Genomic DNA, 26,854 nt, shown 5'->3' with positions numbered 1-26,854 from the left:
GCTATTATCATGAGCCGCACAAGCTAAATATCAAATAAATGAACAAGCTATGTGACATATCTTTGGATAAAAACCATAAAAAAAACGACGCTTTAACGTCGTTTTTTTCGCTGATTACTATCATTGGATCCACAGACAGCTACGTTCAGTGCCATGCTCAAAGGATCAGACACGCCCTAAGCGATACAAATACCAATCACCGCTTCGTAACCGCGCCAAGTAAATGGCGTGACATAGCTTTGGCGGTCTTTTGGTAAATAAGCGATGCTTGGCGCGCCCTCAATAATCTTAGGCGGTGAGATAATAAAATCTGAGCCAAACTCCGTACGTGCATTACCTGAGATGGTATTGGTCATCTCACCCAACAAGTCTTTCATCATCGTAATCGATGAATCTGGCTCGCCCATCACTTTTATGACTTCTCGCAACATTACGCTTGGCGCGCTCACATAGACGCAGCCTTCGATAGGTCCAGATATTTTAATGATGCCACTATAATCATAACCAACGGCACTTTTATTACTGTTCAAATATGGCGTATCAATCGCCACTGGCGTATCATCAATCTGCGCAAAGAATGCGCTGATTGAGCTTAAAAAGACGCCTAATTTTTCTACTTTAACCATAATAGTGTATTGTCCATAGCTAACATCGATGATGTGTGGGTGCTTAGTTTAATCTTGCAAACAAACCACAATTTCACCGACTTGACCGCGCCAAGTAACAGGAATGATAAAAGAGCGCTCATCGTGCGGCAACACAATACTTTGCGGTGCGCCTTTAAAAACAAACGGCACAGAGATATGAAACTCTGAACCAAACTCTTTGCGCGCATTACCCGCGATCGTATTGGCAACTTCACCAGCCAAATCGATGTAGTTTTCATCGCTTTTATCCGTTTCACCCATGCTGTCCAATATTGAAGACAGTAAATCACGGGTTGCCGAAAAATACACCACGCCTTTTTGTACCCCTGATATACCAATGACACCGGTATAGTCGTAGACTTTTGGCTGTTGATTTTCCAGCAAATAAGGCGTATCAACGATAAGTGATTCACTACCGAACTGATCAAAATAGTTGGTGATGATATTTAAAAAAATATGTAAATGTTGTTCTTTCATAATGACATCTGCTTAAATCGTTGGCTGAAGTTAGTCTTGCATAAGCTCATGTAAAGCTTCGACAAGCTCTTCTTCTGAAAAAGGCTTACATAAAAATCCACTTGCACCCAACGATAATGCTTCAATACCAGTCGATTTATCAGATAAGGCTGACACCACTAAAATACGAACTTCAGGATCGATCGCAATTATTTTTTCGATACACTCTAGACCGTCCATTTGTGGCATGGTCAAATCCATAGTAATGACATCAGGACGATGCACATTAAACTTCTCAATAGCTTGCACACCGCTGGTCGCCGTAGCCACCAACATAAACTCTCCTGAATCGTACGCACGCTGGATTCGGTTTCGAATGATATTAGAATCATCAACAATCATTAATTTATACATAACGTCTTTCTTATCCTCAATTAAGCTTTAGGCAAGGTAATGGTAAAGCGAGTCATTTTACCAAGCTCACTATTGACGTTGAGCTTACCGTCATACTCTTTTACTTGTGCTTTGATAATATCCAAGCCAACACCGCGACCACCATCTTCATCAGCGTGTTCTTTGGTCGAGAACCCTGACGTAAACAGTTGCTTTAATAGCTCACCCTGACTCATTTGAGCAGTAGCTTCTGCATCAAAGCGACCTTTGGCGATGAGTTTTTGGCGAATGCTGTCGTAATCGATACCCTGTCCGTCGTCCTGCAAAGTAATAACGAGATCGCGGCTATCACTCTGTATTTCTAGATCAATAGTACCAACGGCTGGTTTGTCAGCTGACTGACGTACCGCAGGCGTCTCAATACCATGTACCACAGCATTGCGTAACAGCTGAATACTTATTTCTTTGACGACATTTTTAAGATGGGCTGGTATCGCCGTGTGCGCTAACGTCTGACTGCTCAACTGCACTTGCTTACCTTGTCTTGCCGCGATGTCTTGCGCAAAACTTTGATAATAAGACAACTGATCATCATCCGACTCATCACTCAAATCAATATCAATATCATTACCGCTTGCAACAGGCATGCTCATGGCTGATTGATGCGTTGATTGGTTTTCGCTAGCGGCTGGTGTCTTAATATTTGATGCAGGCGTGGCTGATGATGCTACCGATTGGGTCGCATGAGTATTGTTTGTTACACTGACACTTTTTGGCGTGGCTTGGTTGATACGCTCACCCAATGTTTCGATGGTATTAGATAGGCTGAGCAAATCATCTAAATGCACTGCTAACGGCAAGAAGTTATTACCCGATAATTTACCTTGATTTTGCAACGCATCCAGCTTGTCTTCCGCATCGGATGCAATCTTAGTAAAGCTGTGCAGTTTCAGCGCAGAAGCTTCACCTTTTAGGCTGTGCATTTCACGATAGATGGCTTTTAATTTACCTTCAAGCTCAAATTGTGAGCTACCTGGGTTTTTCAAAATGTTATTCATCTTGTCGATGTGCGCTTTGGTATTGGTAATAAATTCGTTAATGATTTTTGGATTGACGTTTAAGATGGTTGTTAACATCTCAATCTGCATGTCATTTTGTGAACGCTCTTTTTCTAGACGCTGTTCTAAATATACGGCGTCTGAGACGTCATTGACGTTGACGAGAATACGAGCGATGTCTTTATTTTCATAAACCCGCGAAAACTTGAAGTCTAAATAACGACTGTCGGCACCATCTGCTCCGTGAGCATTGTGCAACATGACTTTGTTCAGTGGGTTTAAAGAATCGACCAGCTTTTCTTTCACACGCGGATTATATAGCTGCTCAATGAATTGGCGGGTGGTGTTTAGGTCTTTATCAGAAATACGACCACGCAAGACATTGGTAAAGTTTTCTCCTGCTAGGGTGTCAGCACCGATAATGTTGGTCAGTGCGCGAGAATGCTGCTGACCGATATTCAAATCTTTGTCTAGCAAGAAGAGACCCGTATTCACCGTCTCCATGATTTCTTGGGTTTCACGACGAGCGGCCAAAGCTTCTGCATCGGTATCACGCAGACGACGAACGAAGAAGAAAACGAAAATCAAGAAGTAAGCAAAGATAGCTGCAACACCTAATACCTGAATCAAACGGATAGTGTCGGCTTGGCGCTCAGCGTTGATAAACACCTCATCAGTGAGTTCATCTAACGATTCGTTAATAAACAAACTGGATGTTTTGGCCTGCTCAACCGCTTGAATCAACTCATCAGAAGAATCAACCATGATGTTATCAGCATCTTTGAGATAGCTTTGAATCTTAGGCTCTAAAAGTTGCCACTGCTCATTGGCGGCAGAAATTTTGGCTTGCGAATTTTCATTAATCTTTGGTAGCGTGTAGTCATTACCATCAAGATCTGTAACCTGTCCACCCTGCCCAATAGCTGCAATTGAGTTGGTAATAAGCGCGGTGTTTTGTTCCAAACGCTCCAAAACTCGTTGAATATGCGGAGAGCTGGTGTCTTCACCATAGCTGCTATCTAAGTCAAATAGATCTTTGATTACCGCTTGGGCGCTATTAGCGACTTGGTTGGTTTGGTCAATTAAAACCGTGTTTCTTTCGAGCAAGCTGGATGTATAAAAAGTAAAGGCCAGCAAAGCACCAATCAATGATAAAAACAGTGCAATTGAAACAATCAGACTGCGATAACGTTTGTTGTCAACATTATGTGTGGTTGCCATCTTTTATAGCCCCTTATTTCGATTGCTCATTGGTAGTAGCGCTTTTAGTAGCTGGCTCAGACGCGCCTAACCACTGCTCATCGATTGCTTTAAACGTGCCTTTTTTCTCAAGCTTAGCAATCCCTTCATTGACGGTATTGATAAGCTTACTATTGCCTTTTGCCATCAGTATGACTTGCTGTGCTGAAGGATTATCCGCGCCTTCATAAGGGACGATGGTGACATCATATTCTGGATGGTTTTTTGCCGTATATTGCAAAATAGGTAGATCATGCAAAATCACATCGACCTTGCCTTGCATTAAGTCTTCATACAGCAAAAAAGCCGTACTTCTAGTGGTCATCTCACTATATTGACCCATCGCATTTAGCTGATCTTCTTGCTTAGAGCCTTCCATCGCCGCAACATGCATACCAGCTAAATCTTCTATGCCTTTGATTTTTGTGTCACTTTTGGCATACATGATTGAAGACGGGTTAAAAAAGTAAGGGTCAGATAAGCCATATTTTTCTGCACGATCATCTTTATAAGAGATACCTGATATCGCTAAATCACGACCGCCTGACGCCACACTGTCGAACATATTTTGCCAAGTTTCTTTGTAAAATTCGACCTTGAACCCCTGCTCTTCACCAAGAGCACGGATAGAATCAATATCAATCCCCTGCATATTGCCGTAGTCATCCTGGAACGAGAATGGAGGCATCGTCCCTGTGGTAGCAACCTTTAAGGTTGGCGCAGTATCAGGCAGTTTACTGACAAACTCATCTTTACTTTCTGCTGCTATCGCCTTGCCAGTCGAGTTGGCGCTCTCTTGTGTAGAAGAATTACCACATCCGAATAAGCCAACACTTAATACAATCGGTAACATCCGATATATTTGCTTCATATCCCATCCTTAAAGTTTAAGGTTTTTCTAAATTTTAGTGAATAACAATCTAGCAAGGTCGAATAATCATTAAATAATATTTGCTTACAGAAAGTTACTTAGGATGATAATTGAGCAACTCTGTGATTGCAATAATTATGTTTAGAGAATACATACAAATTGTTATATATAGCAAAGGCCGCATATATAATTATTAAACATAAGTATATTTATTTACGCTTTATCGTATTTTACGACCTAATAACAAGCATTATTTTAATTTTATAAAGGACATTTGTTTATTTTAACAAGTAAAAATGTATATACATTTTTTTAGTACAAAGCACACAAAAAAGCACTCACAACGCCTTTGACGTTTGAGTGCTTTTCAGGGAGTAAGTAAGGCATGATTTAATTGATCATTTAATGGCTCATTTGGGACTTATTCGGCATCATCAAGATTTAAATTACGATCTATCTGCCAAATCAAAAAGCAACCGAGACTCATTAAAGAAAACATGGCAATGCCGATTTTAAGTACTGGATTGACCGGAAATAGATTCAACAATAAACCGCCAAAAATACCCACGGAGAACATAAGAGAGCCTTGCAATGCACTTGCCATACCTGCGCGGCGTTTTTGGAAGGCTAAAGCAATCGCAGAAGCATTCGGCTGCGTCAAACCAAGACCCGCAATACAAAAGAAAATACAGACCAATACTAGTGGTAGCCAGGCATCAGTACCCAAAAACAGACCTATCACGAATAGCACGCCTGCAGAAATAACCTGCATCATCGCACCAAAACGCAGAATACTCAGGATACGAAAGCGATTGGTGAGCCATTGGTTCAGCTGCGTTAAAGCGACAAAACCAGCCGCATTCATGCCAAAGAGCCAGCCAAAATGGGTCGCCGATACCCCATATGTATCCATGATCAATTCAGAAGCTGAGCTGATATAAACAAACATCGCACCCATCAACAGACCGCCACCAATCGCAGGATAGCTAAAAGTGCGATCTTTCAGTAAGTCCCAGTATTGACTCAGGACTTCTTTGGCGGGACGCACATTACGGTTTTCTTCAGTTAGTGTTTCAAAAAAGAAAAATTTGGTAAGTAATAAGTTGAGCGTGCCAAAAGCCGCTAAAAACCAAAAAATAGAGTGCCATGTAAAAAAACGCAAAAATACCGCACCAAGTGATGGCGCTAATATCGGCGCTAAGCCCATCACCAATATCATGATAGAAAAGGCTTTGGCAGTTTGTTTGGCTGTTAGGCGATCGCGAATCGCGGCACGGGTAACCACAGCCCCCACGCAAGCCCCCAGTGCCTGAAGGGTACGTCCCACAAACAATACATATTCATCGTTTGTGGTTGCACAGATGATGGATGCGATGACATACAACGTCATACCTATATATAGAGGTTTGACGCGGCCAACACGATCACTAAACGGACCATAAAACAGCTGGCCAAACACCAAGCCCAAAAAATACGCTGGCACAGAATTGGCCATAAAAGCAGTGGATACACCAAAGTCATCTGCCATCGATGGTAATGCTGGCAAATACATATCAATAGACAGCGGCCCTACTGCCACTATGAGTCCGAGCATCATGATCCATGCTACAGGCAAATCGGCAGAGCGCACTCGTTCAGAGGCAAGTGGTTTATTGGGCAAAGAAGGCTTTGGAGCAGACATAGTGAGACCGTTTTGTATAATGGTTATTATTTTATTATTCAGGCTTTGCGTGTGGCCAGTTTTTATTCAGGATAAAGGTATTCAAAATAAAAAACTGGCAGCAAATCAATAATGCATATTTATGCACAGATACACAAGCAGACAGTGTTATATCTTACTGTCTGCTTGTATTTCAATAGCCATATGATGTTAATAAAACAAACACTAACAACTTCTCAAGAAATGTCTAAGATTCTAACGGAATTGGCGCTTGGCAAATGCAGTGCTGGCTTGCTTGGCTTTTCTGAGCGCAAGCTTACGGTTGCGACCTAACATCATCTTTAGCTGCCAGACTTTTTCTTGATATAACGTCAACGCTGATTGTTCGTACATCGCATTGATGACACGCTTACTGGCCAGTACGGCATCTGGTGAGCGCTCTGCAAATTCAGCAGCGAGCTGTTGTGCTTGTGCTAAGGGTGTCTCGCTACAGTGACTGACGAGACCTAACTCTTTGCCTTCGGTTGCATCAATCGTACGGGCACTCATCGCCAGCTCTTTTAAGACATCGACGCGAACCACGCCCAATGCCGACTGGGTCAATCCCATATCAGGCACGAGCCCCCACTTGGCTTCCATAATAGACAAATTACAATCAGGATGACTGATGCGCACATCACACGCCAGCGCCAGTTGTAGCCCTGCACCAATACAATACCCTTCTAGTACCGCAATCACAGGGACAGGCACATCACGCCAAACCAGACAGACACGCTGAAAAAGGCTCTGCCAAGGTTTCATTAACTCCCAAAGTGCAAAAGCTTTGTTTTTTGGGTGGTTTAAGTCGCTCAAATCGATACCTGCACAAAACGTATCTCCAGCACCATTCAAAATCACCGCACGTATCGTTTTCTCTTTACCAATGCGACTTGCTACTTTGATCAACTCATCTATCATCTGAAAACTCATGGCATTCTTTTTTTCAGGGCGGTTTAAAGTAACGGTTAAAATATGGTCAGTCACACTCACTTGTAACGTTTTATACTGGTAAGTGGCAATCGCGTTCATAACAATCCTTATTAATAAATAAAATAAATATGCTGCTAATGATGCCAATATAACAGGGTTATATCTGCCATATCTTATGAATAACTGACTGTCAGGATACCACCCATCCATCAATCAATAGAAAACGGCCAATTTGCAGACAAAACCATCTGATATATTAGCTGCCTCAAATCATCTTCCACGTCATATCATTTTCACTCAGACGATGATAATTCAGCTGCGCATAAGACGATAAATCCAGCGCTTGTAAGTTATTTAATGCCGTTAATAACGCTTCATAATACGGCTCAAGCATCGCAAACTGTGCAGGCGTAGTGTGCTGAATATTCAACAAGCTCTTGTCTTCCAGATCTTGGCTGGCCTGACGTAGCTCTGGTACACCAGTATAGCGACTACCGCCTAAGATACGATGGGCAATTTGTGCAAGAGCACTACGGTCACGGGCATCCCACGCTTGAGTGAGGGCGCGTTTTTCCTCATTGATCGTATCGAGCATCATAATTATGAGCTTGGCTGCGAGATCCGGTTTATTCGCTGAGCGAGTCAACGCATCTTGCCAGTCTAAGATATGGGAGGTGCTCGTATCATTAGCGCTTAGGTCGAGGTTTGTGTGCTCGTCTAACTTATCCTCGGTACTTGCTAGTACCTCAGGGTTGCTGCTGCCTGATATTTGGTACGGAGGGTACAGTAGCGATGCTTGTCTTTGCTGTTGATAGCGCAAGCTTTCATAACGTGGCTGGCTTTCGCGTAGCGTTCCTTGTCTATAGTCCTCACGAGGCTGGCTATCCTTTAGATAGTCATCACGGATTTTTTTTAATGATAAAGGTCGGGTTACTTTTTGCTGATTGATAGCTTCGGACACCTGACCATTATAATCGTCACTACCTTTAACCATCGGATAAGCCGGTGCTGTAGTGCCTACATACGAACCTAAAGGTTTTTCCACAGCGGTATTCGTTAAGGGGTCACTTTGTACATCAAAACCTTTTGCATCAAAATCTTTAGTAGCGATATCAGTACCAACATCAGTACCAACATCAGTACCGATATTTTGAGTACCAGTATTTTGAGTACCAACCTCTTGCTCTGCATTGACTCCAGCCACAGCGGTTAACTGCGGCACTGTCGTTGTGCGTCCTAGCCATTTTTGTAGCACTTGTAACAACTGTGGTTGGCTAATGGGCTTACCCACATAATCATTAATACCACTCGCCATGAGCTTGTCGCGCTCGTCAGCCAATCCATGTGCCGTCAACGCAATAATGGGAATACGATTATCAGCATTCTCGATATTACGAATCTGTCGAGCGGCTTCATGCCCTGACATCCGCGGCATTTGTATGTCCATAAATATCAAGTCGATGCTGTTTTTATCCTGATTACTGGTTTTACTCTGAGCATTGGTTGTACTCTGAGTAGTGCTTTTGTCTTCATTATTATTATCTTCAGAGTATAGGGAACTGTTGGCGGCTTTACCCACTTCGTCGCGCGTTTCCGCTTTTGAAATTTGGGTCTTTTTCGACAAACTTTGCTTATCAGCTTTGGCGGTTTTGATATTTTTGGTTTGTTGCTTGCTGATAAGCTCTATGGCTTCAAAACCACTATTCGCCGTAATCACCTGAATGCCAAGCTCACTGAGTAAGGCATCGAGCACCAGTAGGTTTGGCAGATGGTCATCAACTGCCAGCACGGTCACGCCTTTCCAGCGCGGCTCTTGCATATTTTTGGGTGCGCTGCGCTTCTGCGTATCAAGCATACCGTAGAGTTGGCGTTTGTCTAACGGCTCATACAATATATTGGCATGATAACGATTTAACAGCGCTTGATCGGCAGCGACCTGATAACCAAACACTGCCAGCTTGCCTTGATAATGCAGACGAATCTGTTTGAGCAGCGCCATCATATCGTCTTGTTTGTCATCATCGACGATGACCCAATCCCAATAATTGCCGCGCTCTTTTAGTGACTCAAGCACGCCTGGCAACGAATTGGCTTGGGTCAGCTTAATCGGTAAGTATTGCAAGCTGGCTTTGAGTACCTGTATCGAAGCAGGATGATTAATCCATACCAACACATTGAACTCATCGGTGGCACTCGCCAGCGGTGCTAACACGGGTAGCGCAATCGTCTGCCCAGTAGCGGCTTCTAATACATCGACATGGGCTGGCATTCGAAACCAAAACGTCGCGCCTTGATTGGCAATGTTTTCTTGTGCATTATCATAAAAACCAATATCGCCGCCCATCAAACGGGTTAGTTGCTTGGAGATAACTAGGCCTAGCCCCGTACCACCATACTGGCGAGTGATTGACGGATCGCCTTGGCTAAAGCTTTGGAACAGCATTTTTTGATCGGCTAAGGAAATACCCTTACCGCTGTCTTGTACGCTAATCATCAAGTAATTGTCGCGATGGTCATCTAAGCTGACGCGCACCACCACATCGCCACTGTCTGTGAACTTAATGGCATTGCCCACGATATTGGTCAGTACTTGTTTGAGGCGCAAGGCATCGCCATTCACGCGCATGGGCACATCATTATAGAACAACACCGCCATGCGCAGCCCCTTTTCTGAGGATACCGGTGACAGCATGTCGACCACGTCATAGATGGTGTCATACAGGTCAAACTCATGGCGGTCGAGCACCAATTTGCCCGCTTCGATTTTAGAAAAGTCCAAGACATCATTCACTAAAGCGAGCAAGTGTGCCGACGATTTGCGTATGGTCTGCACATACAAGTCTTGTTCAGGATTGAGCTCGCCATGACGCGCCAGCAAATTAATAAAGCCGTCAATACTGTTGAGCGGTGTGCGCAGCTCATGGCTGATATTGGCCAAAAATGCAGATTTGGCTTGGCTGGTTGAGATGGCGGCATCACGTGCATTTCTAATAGAGATGTTTTGCATTTCCATCTCATCAAAGGCCAAACGCAAGTCATCTTCGGTTTGCTCAGCATGGTCCTTAAGCTCTTGAAAGCTACCATGCAAACGGCGTAGAGTCCTAATTAAATCCTGTTGTAATAAATTCAGCTCACCAGTTGACTCGACCGAAGCGGGTTGGTATAGATTGTCGACATGGGTACGTTGTAATTGCAGGCGCAACTCATAAATTGGTGCAATCCAACGTTTTGAATAAATATTCAAACTCAGCAACAAGATTAAAATAGTAAACAAGCCAGTAATGACCAGTGCCATGGCGATACGGTAACGAGCGATATAGAGCGGCTCGTTGTCCATATCAATCATTAACCACAGTTGCTGACCGTCAAAATCACCCAGCATGCTGCCATAGGCGGTACCGATAGGTGTTGGCTTTTGCGATAAAAACTCCCCTGTCGTGGCGATCAGAGGCCACGCTTCATTCGCTCCATAACCTACCGTCACCAGTACTTGATTGCCCTCGTCAATAATCGCAATACGCTGTACATGCTGCTCAGACTGCATACGCCCAAGCCTATCTTGGAGGCCGCTGAGTGTAACAGCTGATTTTTGCGGTGCCTCACTTGTATTGACCTCATCTCTCGCTTGCTGACGCTGCTGCTCTAGTAGTTCGGGAATACGCTCGGCAATCGTGGGTGTATAACGAATAAGCATTGCCTCTGCTAATGCTTCTTGCTCTGAGTTGCTAGCACGCATGGTTTCGTGAAAGACCAAGATACCACCGACCGCTGCTAATAAACAGATCGGCAAAAACACCAATATAATCAGCTGACCATAAGCGCTACTGGTATCAAAACGTTTCTTGTATGCCATACTGGGATTACTCTCCACTGATATTTTTGCGATAAATACTCATGCTGCTTTCACGTCTTATGCCGCAGCCAATAACTGGTGCTCGATATTATCTTAACAGGATTTTATGAATGGCTGTTAAACATTCATAGCGCGTACCTTAACCTTTATAATCCTGATAAGAGAACCTCTATCCATTGATAATTTTGACAGTATCCATGTTCAAGTCTTTAATATCAGTAGCAATGCATTTACCAATAATATCTGATGTCATCAGCGCGGCTGAAAACAAAATGATATAATGACGCAACTTTTTATTTGTCATCATTTATACCTCGTCATATGACCAGATTAACGGCGTAATTACGACCCTCGCACTAATTGACTGGCTGACGATTGAGTAACAACCTTTATAGTGGCAGTCTCAGAATTTACAGAGATGGTCTCAAGCGATTGTTGGACGATAACAACAGTGTGTTAATCAGCAAGCCGTTATTTAAAACGCGGTGCTTCAGACGACTGTTAAATGAATAACGCTCTAAAAAATACCTAATATTAAATAAATTGTCCTCTAAAAAACCAATAAGGATACCTTATGTCCACGACGACCACGTCAAATGCCAACTTTATCACGCAAGTGACTGCCCTTGCCGATTGCGTCGGTCAAACACCATTGGTGAAACTTCAGCGTCTGCCTGAGCAGGAGCACATTACAAACGGTGCGGTTTTGCTCGCCAAACTTGAGGGCAATAATCCTGCTGGCTCTGTCAAAGACCGCCCTGCTTTTAATATGATTTACCAAGCGGAACAGCGCGGCGACATAAAGCCTGGAGATATGCTGATTGAAGCCACCAGTGGCAATACAGGCATTGCGTTGGCTATGGTCGCTGCGATGCGTGGCTATCCGATCACCCTACTGATGCCAACCAATTCGACTCAAGAGCGCAAAGACGCCATGATTGCTTATGGTGCTACGTTGATTGAAGTGGATGAAGGTATGGAAGCAGCGCGTGATTTGGCGTTGCAGATGCAAACGGATGGCAAAGGCATCGTCTTAGATCAATTTAATAATCCTGATAACAGACAAGCCCATTATCTAACAACTGGCCCTGAGCTATGGGCGCAAACTGCGGGTAAAATTACCCATTTTATCAGCTCGATGGGCACGACTGGCACCATTACTGGTGTCTCGCAATACCTAAAAGAACAAAACCCAGCGATCAAAATCATCGGGCTGCAACCTGACGAGGAAGCGTCTATTGCCGGTATCCGCCGTTGGCCTGCCGCTTATATGCCGGGTATTTTTGATGCAGACTTGGTCGATGAAGTGATGGATATCGACCAACATATCGCTGAAGTTTATATGCGCAAACTGGCCAAAACCGAAGGTATCTTCGCGGGTGTATCTTCAGGCGCCGCTGCATGGGCTGCCGTACAGGTGGCTAAAGAAAATCCTGATGCCGTTATCGCCTTTATTGTCTGTGATCGTGGAGACCGTTATTTATCGACGGGGCTGTATAGTATCGATGATAGCGTAGACAATGCAGCACCATAATCTCGAAATTAATTAGGTTTATCTATGTCACATGCCCTACCCTCCGACCCTATATTGGTCTTTGATATTGAAACTGTCGCGGATACAGCTGCCGCGCGCCGTATTTACCCGCAGCTGACCGATCTAAATGATGCGGACGCACTGAGCGCATTGACAGCGCTACGTACACAAGAGGCTGGGCACGATTTTATGCGTTTGCCGCTGCAACGTATTGTTTGTATTTCGGCGTTATATATAAAAGATGGCAAGTTGTCGTTATTTTCGTTGACTGCAGATAAATTCAGCGAAAAGGACATTCTCGTTAAATTCTTTCGAGCGTTTAGTGACATTGAAAAATTGCCACAGCTGATCAGCTGGAATGGTTCAGGTTTTGATATTCCGGTATTGATTTACCGTGCCATGCAGTATGACCTTTCAGCACCATGGCTATTTGAAGAAGGCGCACGCATCAAAAACATGCGCTTTGATAATTATGTCAATCGCTTCCATACTCGCCATCTTGATTTAATGGACAGATTTAGCCAATACGGTGCCAGTCGCCGCGAAGCGATGGATATCGTCGCAAGCTTGTATGGACTTCCCGGCAAAACCAGTGTCGATGGCAGTATGGTTGGCGATCTTGTCAGCAATGATGATTGGCAGACGCTGTCTATTTATTGCGAGTCTGACGTGATGAATACCTGGCTAATCTATCTGCGCTGGCTGCGTTTAACGGGTCAACTGTCCTCACAAGATTTTGATGCTTGGCAGCAGCAAAGCCATGACTATTTAGCAAAATACACCCAAGCCGATGGCAGTGCACGTCATCAAGAATTTATTGCTGATTGGTCATTTACGCCGTCAGTATAAGCATGATTCTTTGTACCAATTTCTGTACTCACCTTTTAGTTATTTATTATTTATTATTTATTTAAGGCAGGTTTATGCAACCCACCGATTCAAAAACATCTACCGCAGCTGATGCAACGCTGCAGGCGAACGATACCCAAACCATTACCATCCCGCCTAACAAGAAAAAATCCAAACCGTCATCAAAGACCCGTCGCCGTCTAAAAGAGGCTGAACCCTTACCGTTTAATATTGATGGGTTGTCGCATGATGGTCGCGGCGTGGCAGTGTATGGCAATGGCTTAGGTGAAGCAGAAGGTCATGCCATAGACAAGCATGGTAAAAAAGTCTTTGTCAGCTTTGCTTTGCCGGGTGAAAGCGCTTTGGTCAAGCTTACCAATAGCCGAACCAGCTTTGAGGAAGGTGACGCGATCAGCATCACTGCCAACCCAAATCCTGAACGTGTGGTACCGCCCTGCCCGCACTTCGGTGTCTGTGGTGGTTGTAACTTACAGCATTGGCAGCCAGATGCTCAGATTAATTTTAAGCAGTCTGTCCTTGCTGAAATGCTGATGCATCAAGCCAAAGCCGAGCCTGATCATTGGCTAGCACCTGTAATCGGTGATCGCCTCGGTTATCGCACCAAAGCAAGAATGGGTGTGCGTTATGTGACCAAAAAAGAAACCGCCTTGGTGGGCTTTCGTGAACGCTCAAGTAACTTTTTGGCTGAGCTAAATGAGTGTCATATTCTAGATCCCCGTATTGGCTTTGAGCTTGAAAACTTAAAAACCCTTATCAGCACTCTAGAGAGCCGTGACAAGATTGCCCAGCTTGAATTGGCGATGGGTGAAGAGATGCCAGAGCTACCAGATGGCAACCAGCCAGTCGCCCTCATTGTGCGCAACTTAGCGCCGTTATCTGATGCCGATGTAGAGAAGCTAAAGGTGTTTTTTGCCGCGCGTAATTGGCAGCTGTATTTACAATCGAAAGGCGTTGATAGCATCCAGCGTATCGCCTTGACGGATGCTGATGACCTGAGTCAGAAATTTGGACGTTTGTATTACCAACTGCCAGAGTACGACCTTACTTTTGAATTTATCCCAACAGATTTCACCCAAGTTAATCTATCTGTGAACCGTCAGATGACCAAACTTGCTTGTGATTTATTAGACCTAAAAGCCGGTGAACGCGTACTCGATTTGTTTAGTGGTCTAGGTAACTTTAGCTTGCCATTGGCACGATTGGTTGGCGAGACTGGCTCTGTCGTCGGTGTTGAAGGTAGCGAAGCGATGACCGCACGCGCCGCTGATAATGCACGTCGTAATGGGATCAATAACACTGAATTCTATAGCCAAGACTTGACGCAAGACTGTACTGATAAGCCTTGGGCCAATCAAGGCTTTGATGCGCTATTGATCGATCCGCCTCGTTCTGGCGCGTGGGAGATTATGCAGTATCTGCCGAAGTTTAACGCCGAGCGTATTGTCTATGTCTCTTGCAACCCTGCAACGCTTGCCCGCGATACAAAAGCATTATTAGAGCAAGGCTACCGTCTGACTCATGCTGGCGTAATGGATATGTTTTGCCATACTGGACATGTTGAGTCTATTGCGCGCTTTGAAAAGGTCACTAATTAACATTGATTTTTTTCGCATATGTCATCGTATGAGTGACTAGGCATACTATCAACACATTTTGCTTATTCATAAATTAGGTCAAAATATGCTATTAAAGTAGCCGATATGTTAATCATAGTGACATGAGCATTACAGAGCCTCTCTTGATTTGTCGTCTTAAAATGAGATAATAGTCGTTCTTTCTATGCTTATTTAATCAGCATACAGCAGTTATTAACACTCATAATCTTACATATTCTACATACAACTCTATGGCTGCTAAAAATGGATTTTTAGCAGCTGTATTGATTTTTAGTTGCCCACTTATATATTGTATAAGTTTGGGTTTCGTACGTAGTAGATGAGGTTATAATCAATTCGAAATAGCTAAGAGGAGTCGGCTATGGTAAAAATTCGTGAAGGATTACCGTTGGTAGATGGACAGACCACACAAGCCGACAGTGCGACGTTAGCGGCACAACTGGTTGCGAGTCAACGCTCTCATCAGTCTGCTAATAGCTATGCTCAAATTCCACTCGATATCAAATACCAACTGGCCACTCACAAGCTGCATACGACTTTTGATCGCTCTGCACAGCATGCTTACCATAGTCATGACCCAAATCTTGAAAATGAATATTTGGACAACCAGCTTTTAGATGATGCTCATATTCTCTCAGAAGAAGAGCTTGAAGCAATCGATCTAGACAATGCCAATATTGATGTCCCTGCGTGGTTAGATAACGTGGCCAAGCGTATCGGCCAAGAGTCTGTGCCCAACCTCAGCGCTGCCTGTGACTTTATTCGTAGTCATATGAATACCAGCGAATCTGAGCGCTCCGGTGCTTATGTCACTGGTATCGGTATGACCGATATATTGACCTACCTCTATCAAGATGAAGATGCGCTGGTTGCTGCGATGCTCTATCGCAGTGCCCGCAAATCAATCATCAGTCTGACTGAAATTGAGCAAAAATTTGGCAAAGACATCTCCACATTGGTCAAAGATACTTTGGCAATGGGTAAACTGTCGGAAATTATCGAAAGTAACAAACGCTTAGAAGATCACTTCGTAAACAATCAGCGTGACCAATTATCAAACATCTATAGCATGCTCATCTCCGTCACCAATGATGTGCGTGTGGTGCTTATTAAGCTGGCTGAACGTACCTTCGCCATGCGCGAATTGACCTTTTCTCACTTAGAGCGGCAAAATCGAGTGGCACGTGAGGTCATGACGATCTATGCGCCACTGGCCCATAGATTGGGTATTGCCCAACTAAAATGGGAGCTTGAAGACCTTGCCTTTCGATATCTCGCCCCTGAGCGTTACAAAGAAATAGCCAAGCTATTGTCAGAAAAACGTAGCGAACGCGAGTCTTATATTCAGCGTGTGCAAGATAAGCTCAATGAAGCCTTGGCGGAAGCAGATATCGCGGGTGAAGTGTCAGGACGCGTCAAGCACATCTATTCTATTTATCGAAAAATGAAGCTCAAAGGCTTATCCTTCGATCAGCTTTACGATATTCGTGCGCTGCGTGTGTTAGTGACCAATCCTTCCGACTGTTACCACGTTTTAGGATTGGTACACGGTCTGTGGCGCTATATTCCTGAACAGTTTGATGACTATATTACCAATCCTAAATCAAATGGCTATCGCTCGCTGCACACGGCGGTGATTGCCGAAAACAAATCGCTTGAAGTACAGATTCGTACCCATGAGATGCATTTTGAGGCTGAGCTTGGCATGTGCGCGCATGTCAATTACAAAGAAGGGCTAAAAAACAAGAAAGACAATTATCTTAACCAGAGAATCAGCTCACTACGTCAACTGCTTTCTATCAATAATGAAACACGCAATCAGCCACGCTCATCCATGTTGACTGGTGATGAGCTAGAAGAAATAGAGTTCGACGAAGAAGAGCAACTGGTTGATTTTGATGAGCTTGAGCGCATTTACATCTTTAGTCGTGACGGTGATATTACCGAACTTCCAAAAGGCGCGACCGTCCTTGATTTTGCCTACTATGTACATACTCAGGTCGGTAACCGTGCGCAAGCCGCTCGGGTCAATCAACGCTATGTGCCTCTGACTTATCAGCTCAAAACTGGTGAGCAAGTTGAGATTATTACCAAAGCTTCTCGCGAGCCCAATCGTGATTGGCTGGTTGCCTCACTCGGTTATATTCATACCAATCGAGCACGCTCAAAGCTGCGTCAATGGTTTAATAAGCAAGACCGCGATAAGAACATTGAGATTGGTCGGCACATGCTAAGTAAGGAATTGGAGCGTTTATCCGTCCATCCTAACAGTATTGATTTGAATGATTACACTCAGTTTTTTCACGTCAATAATACAGACGACGTCATTGTTGGTTTGGTCACAGGTGATATCAGCCTAAACCAGCTCACCAGCCATATCTCTCGTCAGCTACACTTAGAGCCAGAGAGACCTGAGGAAGATTTCACACCCAGTGTCGATGCTAGAGATGCTGGCAAAATTGATGCCTATAAAATTCATATCGACGGTCTGGACAATATCGAAGTCAACTTAGCAGGCTGTTGTCATCCTGTACACGGTGAGCCGATTGCAGGTTACATCACTTTGTCACGCGGCGTTAGTGTACATAATCGGGGCTGTCCAGAATATTTACGCCTTATTGAACGTGACCCTGAGCGCCAGATAGATGCTGCTTGGCGTGTAAAATCAGGTCGCTACCAACCCGTAGACATTCATGTAGAAGCTTATGATAGACGTGGATTGTTGCGCGACTTAACTCAAATTATCGACAAAGAAAATGTCAATATTCGTCAAGTTGAGACCCTGAGCAATGATGACAATATTGCCTTTTTAAAGTTTCATATTGAGGTGTCAGGATTGGCGCATTTGTCCAAACTCTTAGCCAAACTTGAACAGCAGCATGGCATATTGCATGCACGGCGTGCGGTTGCTTAAGTAAAGTGCTAAGGCTTTGCGCAAACCTATCCATTTAATAATCGAGTTATTACCAAAAATACTATGCCTGAATTGCCTGAAGTAGAAACAACCAAAACCAGCTTAACCCCTTTATTGGGGCAACAAGTGATTGATGTAAAAGTATTCCAGCCAAAGCTGCGCTGGTCTATGCCTGACGATTTAGATGCCTTGGATGGTTATACCTTAGGCAGCATCGAGCGACGAGCGAAGTATTTGATATTAAATTTCTTACCACCCTTATCTAAGCATAACGCTACTACTGAGCTTGCTACATTGGCACCGCGGCAGCTTCTCATTCATTTGGGTATGTCCGGTAGTTTACAGCAGCACAGTAAGGGTACAGAGAAGCGAAAACATGACCATTTGGTGATGGTATTTGGTAGCACTGATAAAAAGCAAATACAATTACACTATCATGATCCTAGACGCTTTGGCTCGGTGCTGTGGCATGAGGATTATGGTGCTAAGCTATTAGATCACTTGGGTGCTGAGCCTTTATCAGAGGAATTCACTGCTGATTACTTGTATCAGCTCATCCAACGCACGAATCTATCTGATAAAACCGCCATTGAAACTACGGCTGGTAAAAAAACAGCGAGTAAAGCAAAATCGAAAAAGCGGCCAATCATGCGAGCCATCAAATCCGTCATTATGGAGCAGCAAGTGGTCGTTGGCGTTGGCAATATATACGCGACCGAAAGCCTGTATCTATCAGGGATTCATCCTGCGACCCCTGCTCATCAATTATCGTATGATGATATTGTTATTTTGGTCGATCATATTAAAACCATTCTACAAAAAGCGATAGCGCTTGGTGGCTCGACCTTACGAGATTTCACGGTCGCTAGCGGGCAAACCGGATATTTTCAACAGACTCTAAATGTCTATGGTAGACAGGGTGAAGCTTGTCCACACTGTCAAACGACGCTAGAAAATATCAAGCTAAATGGACGTGCTAGCGTTTACTGCCCCAACTGCCAGCCCTTAGCGTAGTAAGAGAAATGCTACGACATACTTGATAAGTATTAATGCTATCAAGCCTCACTGATACAGTAGAAAACATTTTTTAAGGTTAGTAAAGTTTGTGATTACAGTAGCTGTATCACACGCATTTTTGTTGCTTATTGGCCTACGTCTTGCTTTAATAGTGAAAGAGCTTACATAAATAGTGCAAACCATTTATTTATCTGTAATAATTAATCTATTTATCGTTGCCGCATTGCTCGTATAGGGAAGTTGTCTCTGTATGAAAATAGCAGCAGCCATCCATTATACTGCTTACGAGTTTTAGGATATCATTATGACTGTTAAAGCCCATACACAGCGCACCGTCAAGCGCAAAATTTTTACCCTGATTACAAGCGTAAGCTTGATTGTGGCCAGTATGCAACCTGCTTTGGCAGCGATAGAAATTGATGAAGATGACTTTGGGCCTTCTTATGGCACTATGGCAGTAGATACTATCGTTGGCAAGCCACTGGGTTTAGTGACTGCCGTGGCTGGTACGGCAGCTTATATTGTCAGCCTGCCTTTTTCTCTAATCGGTGGTAACACTGATCAAGCTCAGCAGAAGCTATTTGTAGAGCCTTGGGATGCGATGGGACGGTGCTTAGGCTGTACGGTTGCCGAAGACAACTACTATAAGTCACAAGTCAGCGATAACAATATCGTACGTATTGTCGTTGACCAACCATCAGAGATTTTGATCAATACAAATGATTATGTGATAGTTACCCCTTAAGACAATCACTCCGTCAAGCGATCATTCTACAAGATGAGCACCTGCTAAATATTCAGATTTATTTGAATACTGTTTAATTACTATTTACAACCAACTAATTACTACCAACAATTATTTATAGACCGACAATAAAAAAGGCTAACATGATGTTAGCCTTTTTTTTAGAAATTTATTGGTACTAATATAAACTACTAAGCACCTTTCTTACGACCATGACGCTTACGCTCACTTTCAGTCAAGTAACGCTTACGTAGACGAATCGCTTTAGGTGTTACTTCAACCAATTCGTCATCTTGGATGAACTCAAGTGCTTGCTCAAGCGTAAACTTAACTGCTGGAGTCAACGTCAATGCTTCATCAGTACCACTAGCGCGAACGTTAGTTAACTGTTTAGCAGTCGTTGGGTTAACAGCCATATCATCGTTACGTGAGTTAAGACCAACGATCATACCTTCATATACTTCAAGCTGTGGCTCAGCGAATAATTTACCGCGCTTTTGCAAGTTGAACAATGCAAAGCCTAGGCAAACGCCTTTAGCCATAGAAACGAGTACACCGTTAGAGCGGCCACCAACATCACCAATTTTCTGTGGACCATAATGTGAGAAGCTTGACGTCATGATTCCTGAACCTGATGTTAAGGTCAAGAATTCAGAACGGAAACCGATCAAACCACGTGCTGGCATAGTTGCTTCAATACGCATACGACCTTTGCCATCAAGTTCCATGTTAGTCATCTCGCCTTTGCGTAGACCAACCTGCTCCATGATAGAACCTTGATGCTCATCTTCAATATCGAACACAACGTTTTCATACGGCTCTTGTAGTTTACCGTCAACTTCTTTAACGATAACTTCTGGGCCTGAAACACCCATTTCAAAACCTTCACGGCGCATGTTTTCGATAAGCACAGATAAGTGAAGCTCACCACGACCTGATACTTTAAATTTATCAGGAGACTCTGTGTCTTCTACACGTAGTGCAACGTTATGAATCAATTCACGCTCAAGACGCTCACGAATATTACGTGAAGTCACAAACTTACCATCACGACCAGCGAACGGTGAGTTGTTTACTTGGAAGTTCATTGATACGGTTGGTTCATCAACCGTTAGTGCTGGTAATGCTTCAACGTTAGCTGGATCACAAATCGTATCTGAGATATTAAGTGCATCAATACCAGTGATACAAACGATATCACCAGCTTGTGCATCTTCAACATCAATACGATCAAGACCATGATAGCCCATGATTTTTAGAATACGGCCATTACGCGTGTTGCCATGCTTATCAATAACAGTTACTTGCGTATTAAGCTTAACTTTACCACGCTGGATACGGCCAATACCGATAACACCAACGAAGCTATTGAAGTCAAGGCTTGAGATTTGCATGCGGAACGGTGCATCTGCATCCACTTGTGGTGGCTGCACGACATCAACGATAGTTTTGAACAGTGGCGTCATATCATCAGCTAAATCATTAGCTTCTAAGCCTGCAATACCATTCAATGCTGACGCATAAACAACTGGGAAATCAAGCTGCTCGTCAGTTGCGCCTAGGTTATCGAACAAATCAAAAATTTGATCCATTACCCAATCAGGACGCGAACCAGGACGGTCAATTTTGTTGATAACAACAATAGGCTTTAGACCTTGCTCGAACGCTTTTTGCGTTACGAAACGAGTTTGTGGCATTGGACCATCAACAGCATCAACCACTAGAAGTACGCAGTCAACCATCGACATGACACGCTCAACTTCACCACCAAAATCGGCGTGACCTGGGGTGTCAACGATGTTGATGCGATACTCTGTATCCGAAGATTTATCTGTCCAGCGGATAGCTGTGTTTTTAGCCAAAATGGTAATGCCACGTTCTTGCTCAATATCGCCTGAATCCATTGCACGTTCAGCAATGTTTGCACGATCGCCAAAAGTGCCAGATTGATGTAATAGTTTATCAACCAAAGTTGTCTTACCGTGATCAACGTGGGCAATAATTGCGATGTTACGCAGGTGTTTGATATCGTTCGCCATATAAAATGCTCTTTTCGTCTTAAAAAAATGCAGTAGCAGTAAGCACCGCTGGATAAACTTTTACCATCAACCAGAGAGATATGACTACAGGACTTGTAAATGAGTACACAATAGGTGAATTCATTTAATTAATAGTAGTAAAATCAAATACCTATGCTGGAAAATCCATCGTACAGATAGCTATGCTAATGTACACTTTGTCAATCTACAAAGTGTTTGGGTCGATAGTATAACATTATTGCACGATAAATTTATGTAATAACTTACTTTTCTCAGTACATAAATAAAAAAAAGCCACCCAATGGGTAGCTTTTTTTGTAACGATATAACTTAGAAGATAACTATCTAGCTATTATTTACTGAACAACCATATCTTTAGTTTGTTCAACAGTCATAGTTTTGTCACCAGTAATGATGGCATAAACACGACGGTTCATAGCGCGACCTTCTTCAGTGTCGTTTGGTGCGATTGGTTGGTCATAACCATAACCAACTGTTGATAGACGGTTTGGAGCAATACCAAATTCGTTAGTCAACATAGATTTCACAGCAACAGCACGGGCTTCAGACAGACGTTGGTTATAACGTGCTGAAGGACCAGTTTTAGAAGCATGACCTTCTACGCGTGCAGTTGAGTTAGGATACTCACGCATTTTCTCTGCTACTTTAGCGATTTCAGGCTTGTATTGGTTTTTGATAGCTGATTTATCGTTATCAAAGAATACACGAAGTTCCATTTTCAGTTCGTCAGTAATATCTACTGGTACTGGGCAACCACGCTCATCAACAACAACATTCATTGGAGTGCCTGGGCATGCATCGATGCTATCAGGTACGCCATCACCGTCAGAATCAAGATCAGATTCAACAACAACGATTGGTGCAGTATCAACCATAGGCTCTTCCATTGGAGGAACAGCTACTGTAGGTGCTAGATGGCCACCAAGTACAACTTCTAGACCGGCTAGAGCCATGCCTTCCCACCAGTTGTTGTCGAAGTTATGAATCGCACGAGCTTCACCACGTAGGCTTAACGCGTCGTTGATGCGATACATAGCACCTAGACCTAGGTTACCGATAGTGTCTTTTGAGCTTGATACTTCAGTACCAGCGTCAACCGTGTCGCCATTAGAAGCAATGTAACGCTCTTGGTTTTCTACTTCGATTTTAGACTGACCAGCACCAACTAATACATAAGGCTTAAGTGCGCCATCAGTATAACCAGTAAATTCTTCAGTACCGATTAAGAAGTTACCAGAGATCATGGTTTGTTCAACGTCAAAACGGTTGATACCAGCATCTGCAGAATCTTCAGACGCTTCGCCATTCGTGTTTGACACACCATACTCTACTTGGAACTGAGTAGAAGGAGTTAGTTCGATACCTAGTGCAGCACCAGTATATAGACCACTTTCTTTAGCGATGCCGCCGTTGCTGTTACCACGTGAGCCGTCACCGATTTGATTGCCATTGGCATCTTCATAAAGGTTTTTACCAGTACGTAGGATTTCACGCTGTTTGTCAGCTGTATCACTGAATTCGTCATCAACCATGTGATAACCAAGTAACAATGGGCTAATAGTAACGCCAGCGTTAGCTGCTAGAGGCGCAGCTGCTACGGCAACTAGAGCTAGAGCGATTTTATTCAATTTCATGGACTTCCTCCAAAGGATAATTTTAGTGATGCGTTAAGCAAAACCACTTCTCAAGATGCTCCAGAATAGACATCTTTTACGAATTTTAAATGACAAAGCAAAACTAATTTAGAAGTAGCTTAGCGATTATCGATTCAGTTTACAACTTTTTTCGTTAACGAGCTACACATTATTACACGATAATGTCGTAACTAAAACACAATAGCCAGCTTAAGTTACTGAGAACAAACACACCTTACGTTTTTTGCCTTTTGTGTATGAGTTCGCAATAGACTTTCAACCGAAGTGTCTCTTTTGGTTGAGGGTATTTTAATACAACTGGTACTTTTTCTCTATTGTTAAAACTACCTATTCACTAATTGAAACATTTTTTGACAGTAGACATATATTCTGTTTATATTGTAATAACAAACATTAATCTAATTTTTTATCTTTGGCTAAAGTGATGAGTATATAGAGTGATTAATATCCCAGGAACCTAAATATTCTTAACAAAAATATTTATGAGGCTTAATCACAGGTATTGGTCACATTCATTCCGACAAGGTGTCAAATACATTATTTGTTACAAGTAATAATCCTATGGCTATAGTATATAAAATATCGTCAAATTACCAACAACTATCTGCATTTAGTTTACTTAAATTGGTTTTGGGTAGAAATAAGCTTATGAGTTCCACCGTCATGATGCAAGCGCCAAAGATTTGCTCTATAAGCACTGAACAGGCTATCTTAAACGAGAAATCCACACTCAATAAGCGCGTTTTTAAATACTCATATCAAAATGGCTTTACATTAATAGAGCTTATGGTGACCGTAGCAGTATTAGCAATTATCATGATGATTGCCGCACCCGCTATCTTGACACAATTGGCCCGCATGGAAGCTCAGCGTATCAGGTACGGAATAACAGACACGCTGAAATTAGCGAAAGCGGAAAGTGTCATTCGTCGCCAAAACTTATTAGTGTGTTTGTCGGATGGCAATGGTTTATGTCATAAAAACAGCAATAAAACCTTGTTGCTCTTTGTAGATAACAACGATAACCAGCATTTTGATAAAGGGACAGACGATTTGTTAGAAGAACAAACCTTAAACCCTAAGTATGGCACTTTGCATCTGCGTGCAGGAAAACGTCGTTACATCAGATTCTATGGTGATAGCGGTAAACCACGCGGGCATTTCGGTCATTTTAAGTACTGTGCAAACTCTACATACAGCCAAGCTATGTATCAAATATCATTCAGTCAAGGCGCCAATATTACTTTTAAGCCTAATGACAGCCATCCGACTGGGTGTGGTGACTGACATGCTTTGAGGTTAAAGCTTTTAAATTTTTTCATGCTTTAGCTATAACTGATAGCGCTGTTGCTGCTGCCAAAGCAAGCGACTTTGTAGCGGCTGATAATCTAGGAGGTGGTCAATCAGTTGTCGATGCAAACGCGACCAAGCATTAAGTGTGACATCGCTTATTCCTTGCTCCACCATCATCACTATCTCACTGCCCTCAAAAACTGCTCGCCCCATATCAGCACTTTCTAAAAAATCACCTTGCACAACCGGCACTAAACCGGCATCGGGTAAGAATCGATAAATACTCTGAGGCTCGATACTATCTTGAACATTATCCTGCGTTAGTGTCAAGGCAAAACCCAATTCGTTAAATAGATACTGCTCAAACTGCCGCAAACACAAGCGCAGCTCATTAGCCGTTAATGGCTGTTTTAGCCTATCTAAACTGTCTTGGTAATGTTGCCATAGTTTTGGCATCGGATCTTCGGTGGGCAATAAGCGCCATAGTATTTCGTTTAGATACAAGGCAGCATATTGATGTTGACCAGTGATGTTTTCGTAGGGAACGGCTTTTAACGTTTTCGCGGCATCGTCTTCTGGAAGCACGTCTGTCTGTACGACGTGCTGAGGTGCAATATTAATTTGACTGAATGTCTTTAAATCCCGCTTACCCGTGGCAAACAGTTGTAAAGGCATAAATAAAGGCGCGCCTTTTTTACCAATCCCATGTATGACACCATGCTGCTGAGAAAATAAATAGTATAAGGCACGTTTTTCTTGGTAAGGGCGCTGGTGTAACAAATAACCAATCAATGCTTCATTACGCATCTATCATTACCTCAGCGCTGATTATAAAAGGCTAATTTTAATCGCTATTAATAGCCCAAACTGGTCAATGCACGTTCGTCATCAGACCAACCACGTTTCACTTTCACCCACAGTGTCAGCATAATTTTTTTATCAAACAACTGCTCCATATCTTTACGAGCATCCATACCCACTTGCTTGATACGCTGACCTTTATCACCGATGACAATGGCTTTTTGACCACTACGCTCGACGTAGATAGTTGCATCGATGAAAGTACAAGCCTTACGTGGACGACCTGTTTTTGGATCGGTATGCGCAGGTTCATCTTTGAAACCGTCAATCTGTACCGTTAAGTCATATGGCACTTCGTCACCGGCGCTACGCATGATTTTTTCGCGGATAATTTCACTGGCTAAGAAACGCTCTGAGCGATCAGTGATTTGCTCGGTATCATAAATAGGGGCAGCAATAGGTAGATGTGAGGCGATTACTTCTTGCAGGCGATCTAGATTTTGGTTTTTTAAAGCAGATACTGGTACGATATCAGCAAAATCAAAGCTGTCATTAAAGGTTTCCATCAGCGGTAAAACGCTGCCTTTGTCTTTTAAGGTATCCGCTTTATTAATCACTAAAACTACAGTTAGATTAGTATCGCCAAGCTTTTGTAAAACTAACAAATCATCATCACGCCATTGATCTGAATCAACAACGAATAATACCAAATCAACATCTACTAATGCAGATACTGCGGCTTTATTCATACGCTCATTGATAGCACGTACTTCATTGCGATGAATACCTGGTGTGTCAACGAATACTGCCTGCATTTCATGATTTGACAAAATACCGTGGATACGATGACGGGTTGTTTGCGGCTTACGTGACGTAATAGATAATTTTTGACCCAATAAATGGTTCATCAAGGTCGACTTACCCACGTTTGGACGTCCAACGATTGCCACATAGCCAGCTTTAAAATCATCAGCCATACTCGCATTATTATTTGGCGAGAAAAACTCTTCGATGGCCAGATCGTTTTCTACATCGTTGCTTTCTGCTGCATTATTTTCTGAGTGCTCGGAATTTAAGTCAGCACTTTTTAATTCAGCATTTTCTAGTATTGGTTTTACGTCTGTTTTTTGGGTCATAGCGTTGGTATTATCTTCATTGTTTGATGGCAAGTCAGTATGATTGCTCATAGGTTTATCCTGTGGG

Annotated in this window: 19 protein-coding genes; 7 read left to right on the top strand and 12 right to left on the bottom strand. The window is 43.1% G+C overall.

Translation table 11 applies throughout. From position 1 onward, the window contains the following. Positions 1 to 176 precede the first annotated feature (176 nt). The 8 genes from ACMFL8_RS02350 to ACMFL8_RS02315 form a co-directional block, all read right to left on the bottom strand. A complete protein-coding gene (locus tag ACMFL8_RS02350) occupies positions 177 to 626 on the bottom strand; it encodes a chemotaxis protein CheX (protein ID WP_189582673.1) in 450 nt (149 codons plus the stop codon). A 48-nt stretch (positions 627 to 674) separates the two neighbouring features. Then, positions 675 to 1,124: a chemotaxis protein CheX gene (locus ACMFL8_RS02345; RefSeq protein ID WP_189582676.1), complete on the bottom strand. Its 450-nt coding sequence runs from the start codon at positions 1,122 to 1,124 to the stop codon at positions 675 to 677. 30 nt (positions 1,125 to 1,154) lie between these two features. After that, positions 1,155 to 1,517, bottom strand: coding sequence for a response regulator (locus tag ACMFL8_RS02340; RefSeq protein ID WP_189582679.1), 363 nt, complete (start codon positions 1,515 to 1,517; stop codon positions 1,155 to 1,157). 20 nt (positions 1,518 to 1,537) lie between these two features. After that, positions 1,538 to 3,775: an ATP-binding protein gene (locus ACMFL8_RS02335; RefSeq protein ID WP_413189992.1), complete on the bottom strand. Its 2,238-nt coding sequence runs from the start codon at positions 3,773 to 3,775 to the stop codon at positions 1,538 to 1,540. Between the two features lie 13 nt (positions 3,776 to 3,788). After that, positions 3,789 to 4,664 carry a substrate-binding periplasmic protein gene (locus ACMFL8_RS02330; RefSeq protein ID WP_189582685.1) on the bottom strand — a complete coding sequence of 292 codons (876 nt, stop codon included), beginning with the start codon at positions 4,662 to 4,664 and terminating at the stop codon, positions 3,789 to 3,791. A 421-nt stretch (positions 4,665 to 5,085) separates the two neighbouring features. Beyond that, a complete protein-coding gene (locus ACMFL8_RS02325; RefSeq protein WP_210541158.1) occupies positions 5,086 to 6,345 on the bottom strand; it encodes a multidrug effflux MFS transporter in 1,260 nt (419 codons plus the stop codon). Positions 6,346 to 6,579: 234 nt separating this feature from the next. Next, on the bottom strand, positions 6,580 to 7,392 hold the full coding sequence (locus tag ACMFL8_RS02320) for a crotonase/enoyl-CoA hydratase family protein (protein WP_210541157.1): 813 nt from the start codon (positions 7,390 to 7,392) through the stop codon (positions 6,580 to 6,582). A gap of 166 nt (positions 7,393 to 7,558) precedes the next feature. Further along, on the bottom strand, positions 7,559 to 11,146 hold the full coding sequence (locus tag ACMFL8_RS02315) for an ATP-binding protein (protein ID WP_413189991.1): 3,588 nt from the start codon (positions 11,144 to 11,146) through the stop codon (positions 7,559 to 7,561). 574 nt (positions 11,147 to 11,720) lie between these two features. Here ACMFL8_RS02315 and cysM point away from each other — a divergent pair. The 6 genes from cysM (at position 11,721) to ACMFL8_RS02285 (ending at position 19,842) form a co-directional block, all read left to right on the top strand. After that, entirely contained in the window at positions 11,721 to 12,680 is a 960-nt protein-coding gene (gene cysM / locus ACMFL8_RS02310) for a cysteine synthase CysM (RefSeq protein WP_413189990.1), read from the top strand. A 24-nt stretch (positions 12,681 to 12,704) separates the two neighbouring features. Continuing rightward, entirely contained in the window at positions 12,705 to 13,529 is an 825-nt protein-coding gene (locus tag ACMFL8_RS02305; RefSeq protein WP_413189989.1) for a 3'-5' exonuclease, read from the top strand. A gap of 74 nt (positions 13,530 to 13,603) precedes the next feature. Then, positions 13,604 to 15,145 carry a 23S rRNA (uracil(1939)-C(5))-methyltransferase RlmD gene (gene rlmD, locus ACMFL8_RS02300; RefSeq protein ID WP_413189988.1) on the top strand — a complete coding sequence of 514 codons (1,542 nt, stop codon included), beginning with the start codon at positions 13,604 to 13,606 and terminating at the stop codon, positions 15,143 to 15,145. A 382-nt stretch (positions 15,146 to 15,527) separates the two neighbouring features. Then, positions 15,528 to 18,080: a RelA/SpoT family protein gene (locus ACMFL8_RS02295; protein WP_010201773.1), complete on the top strand. Its 2,553-nt coding sequence runs from the start codon at positions 15,528 to 15,530 to the stop codon at positions 18,078 to 18,080. 63 nt (positions 18,081 to 18,143) lie between these two features. Next, on the top strand, positions 18,144 to 19,094 hold the full coding sequence (mutM, locus tag ACMFL8_RS02290; RefSeq protein ID WP_413189987.1) for a bifunctional DNA-formamidopyrimidine glycosylase/DNA-(apurinic or apyrimidinic site) lyase: 951 nt from the start codon (positions 18,144 to 18,146) through the stop codon (positions 19,092 to 19,094). Between the two features lie 307 nt (positions 19,095 to 19,401). Continuing rightward, entirely contained in the window at positions 19,402 to 19,842 is a 441-nt protein-coding gene (locus ACMFL8_RS02285; RefSeq protein ID WP_413189986.1) for a hypothetical protein, read from the top strand. Positions 19,843 to 20,033: 191 nt separating this feature from the next. Here ACMFL8_RS02285 and typA read toward each other — a convergent pair whose 3' ends face one another. Together typA and ACMFL8_RS02275 are read right to left on the bottom strand one after the other, a co-directional pair. Further along, entirely contained in the window at positions 20,034 to 21,881 is a 1,848-nt protein-coding gene (gene typA, locus ACMFL8_RS02280; RefSeq protein WP_413189985.1) for a translational GTPase TypA, read from the bottom strand. Positions 21,882 to 22,237: 356 nt separating this feature from the next. Continuing rightward, positions 22,238 to 23,536, bottom strand: coding sequence for an OmpA family protein (locus tag ACMFL8_RS02275; protein WP_194620831.1), 1,299 nt, complete (start codon positions 23,534 to 23,536; stop codon positions 22,238 to 22,240). Between the two features lie 669 nt (positions 23,537 to 24,205). On the opposite strand from ACMFL8_RS02275, the gene ACMFL8_RS02270 reads away from it, so the two are divergent. Next, entirely contained in the window at positions 24,206 to 24,844 is a 639-nt protein-coding gene (locus tag ACMFL8_RS02270; protein ID WP_413189984.1) for a GspH/FimT family pseudopilin, read from the top strand. Positions 24,845 to 24,886: 42 nt separating this feature from the next. On the opposite strand, the gene recO is transcribed toward ACMFL8_RS02270, so the two are convergent. Together recO and era are read right to left on the bottom strand one after the other, a co-directional pair. Next, the gene (gene recO, locus ACMFL8_RS02265) at positions 24,887 to 25,657 is read right to left on the bottom strand and encodes a DNA repair protein RecO (protein ID WP_413189983.1); all 771 of its coding nucleotides are present in this window, start codon (positions 25,655 to 25,657) and stop codon (positions 24,887 to 24,889) included. Between the two features lie 47 nt (positions 25,658 to 25,704). Further along, positions 25,705 to 26,838, bottom strand: a complete 1,134-nt coding sequence (gene era, locus ACMFL8_RS02260) for a GTPase Era (protein ID WP_413189982.1) — start codon at positions 26,836 to 26,838, stop codon at positions 25,705 to 25,707. Positions 26,839 to 26,854: the final 16 nt, after the last annotated feature.

Source organism: Psychrobacter sp. AT9, assembly GCF_047272965.1.
In the GTDB taxonomy this organism is placed as follows: domain Bacteria; phylum Pseudomonadota; class Gammaproteobacteria; order Pseudomonadales; family Moraxellaceae; genus Psychrobacter; species Psychrobacter glaciei.
This window is presented reverse-complemented; position numbering and strand designations above follow the sequence as displayed.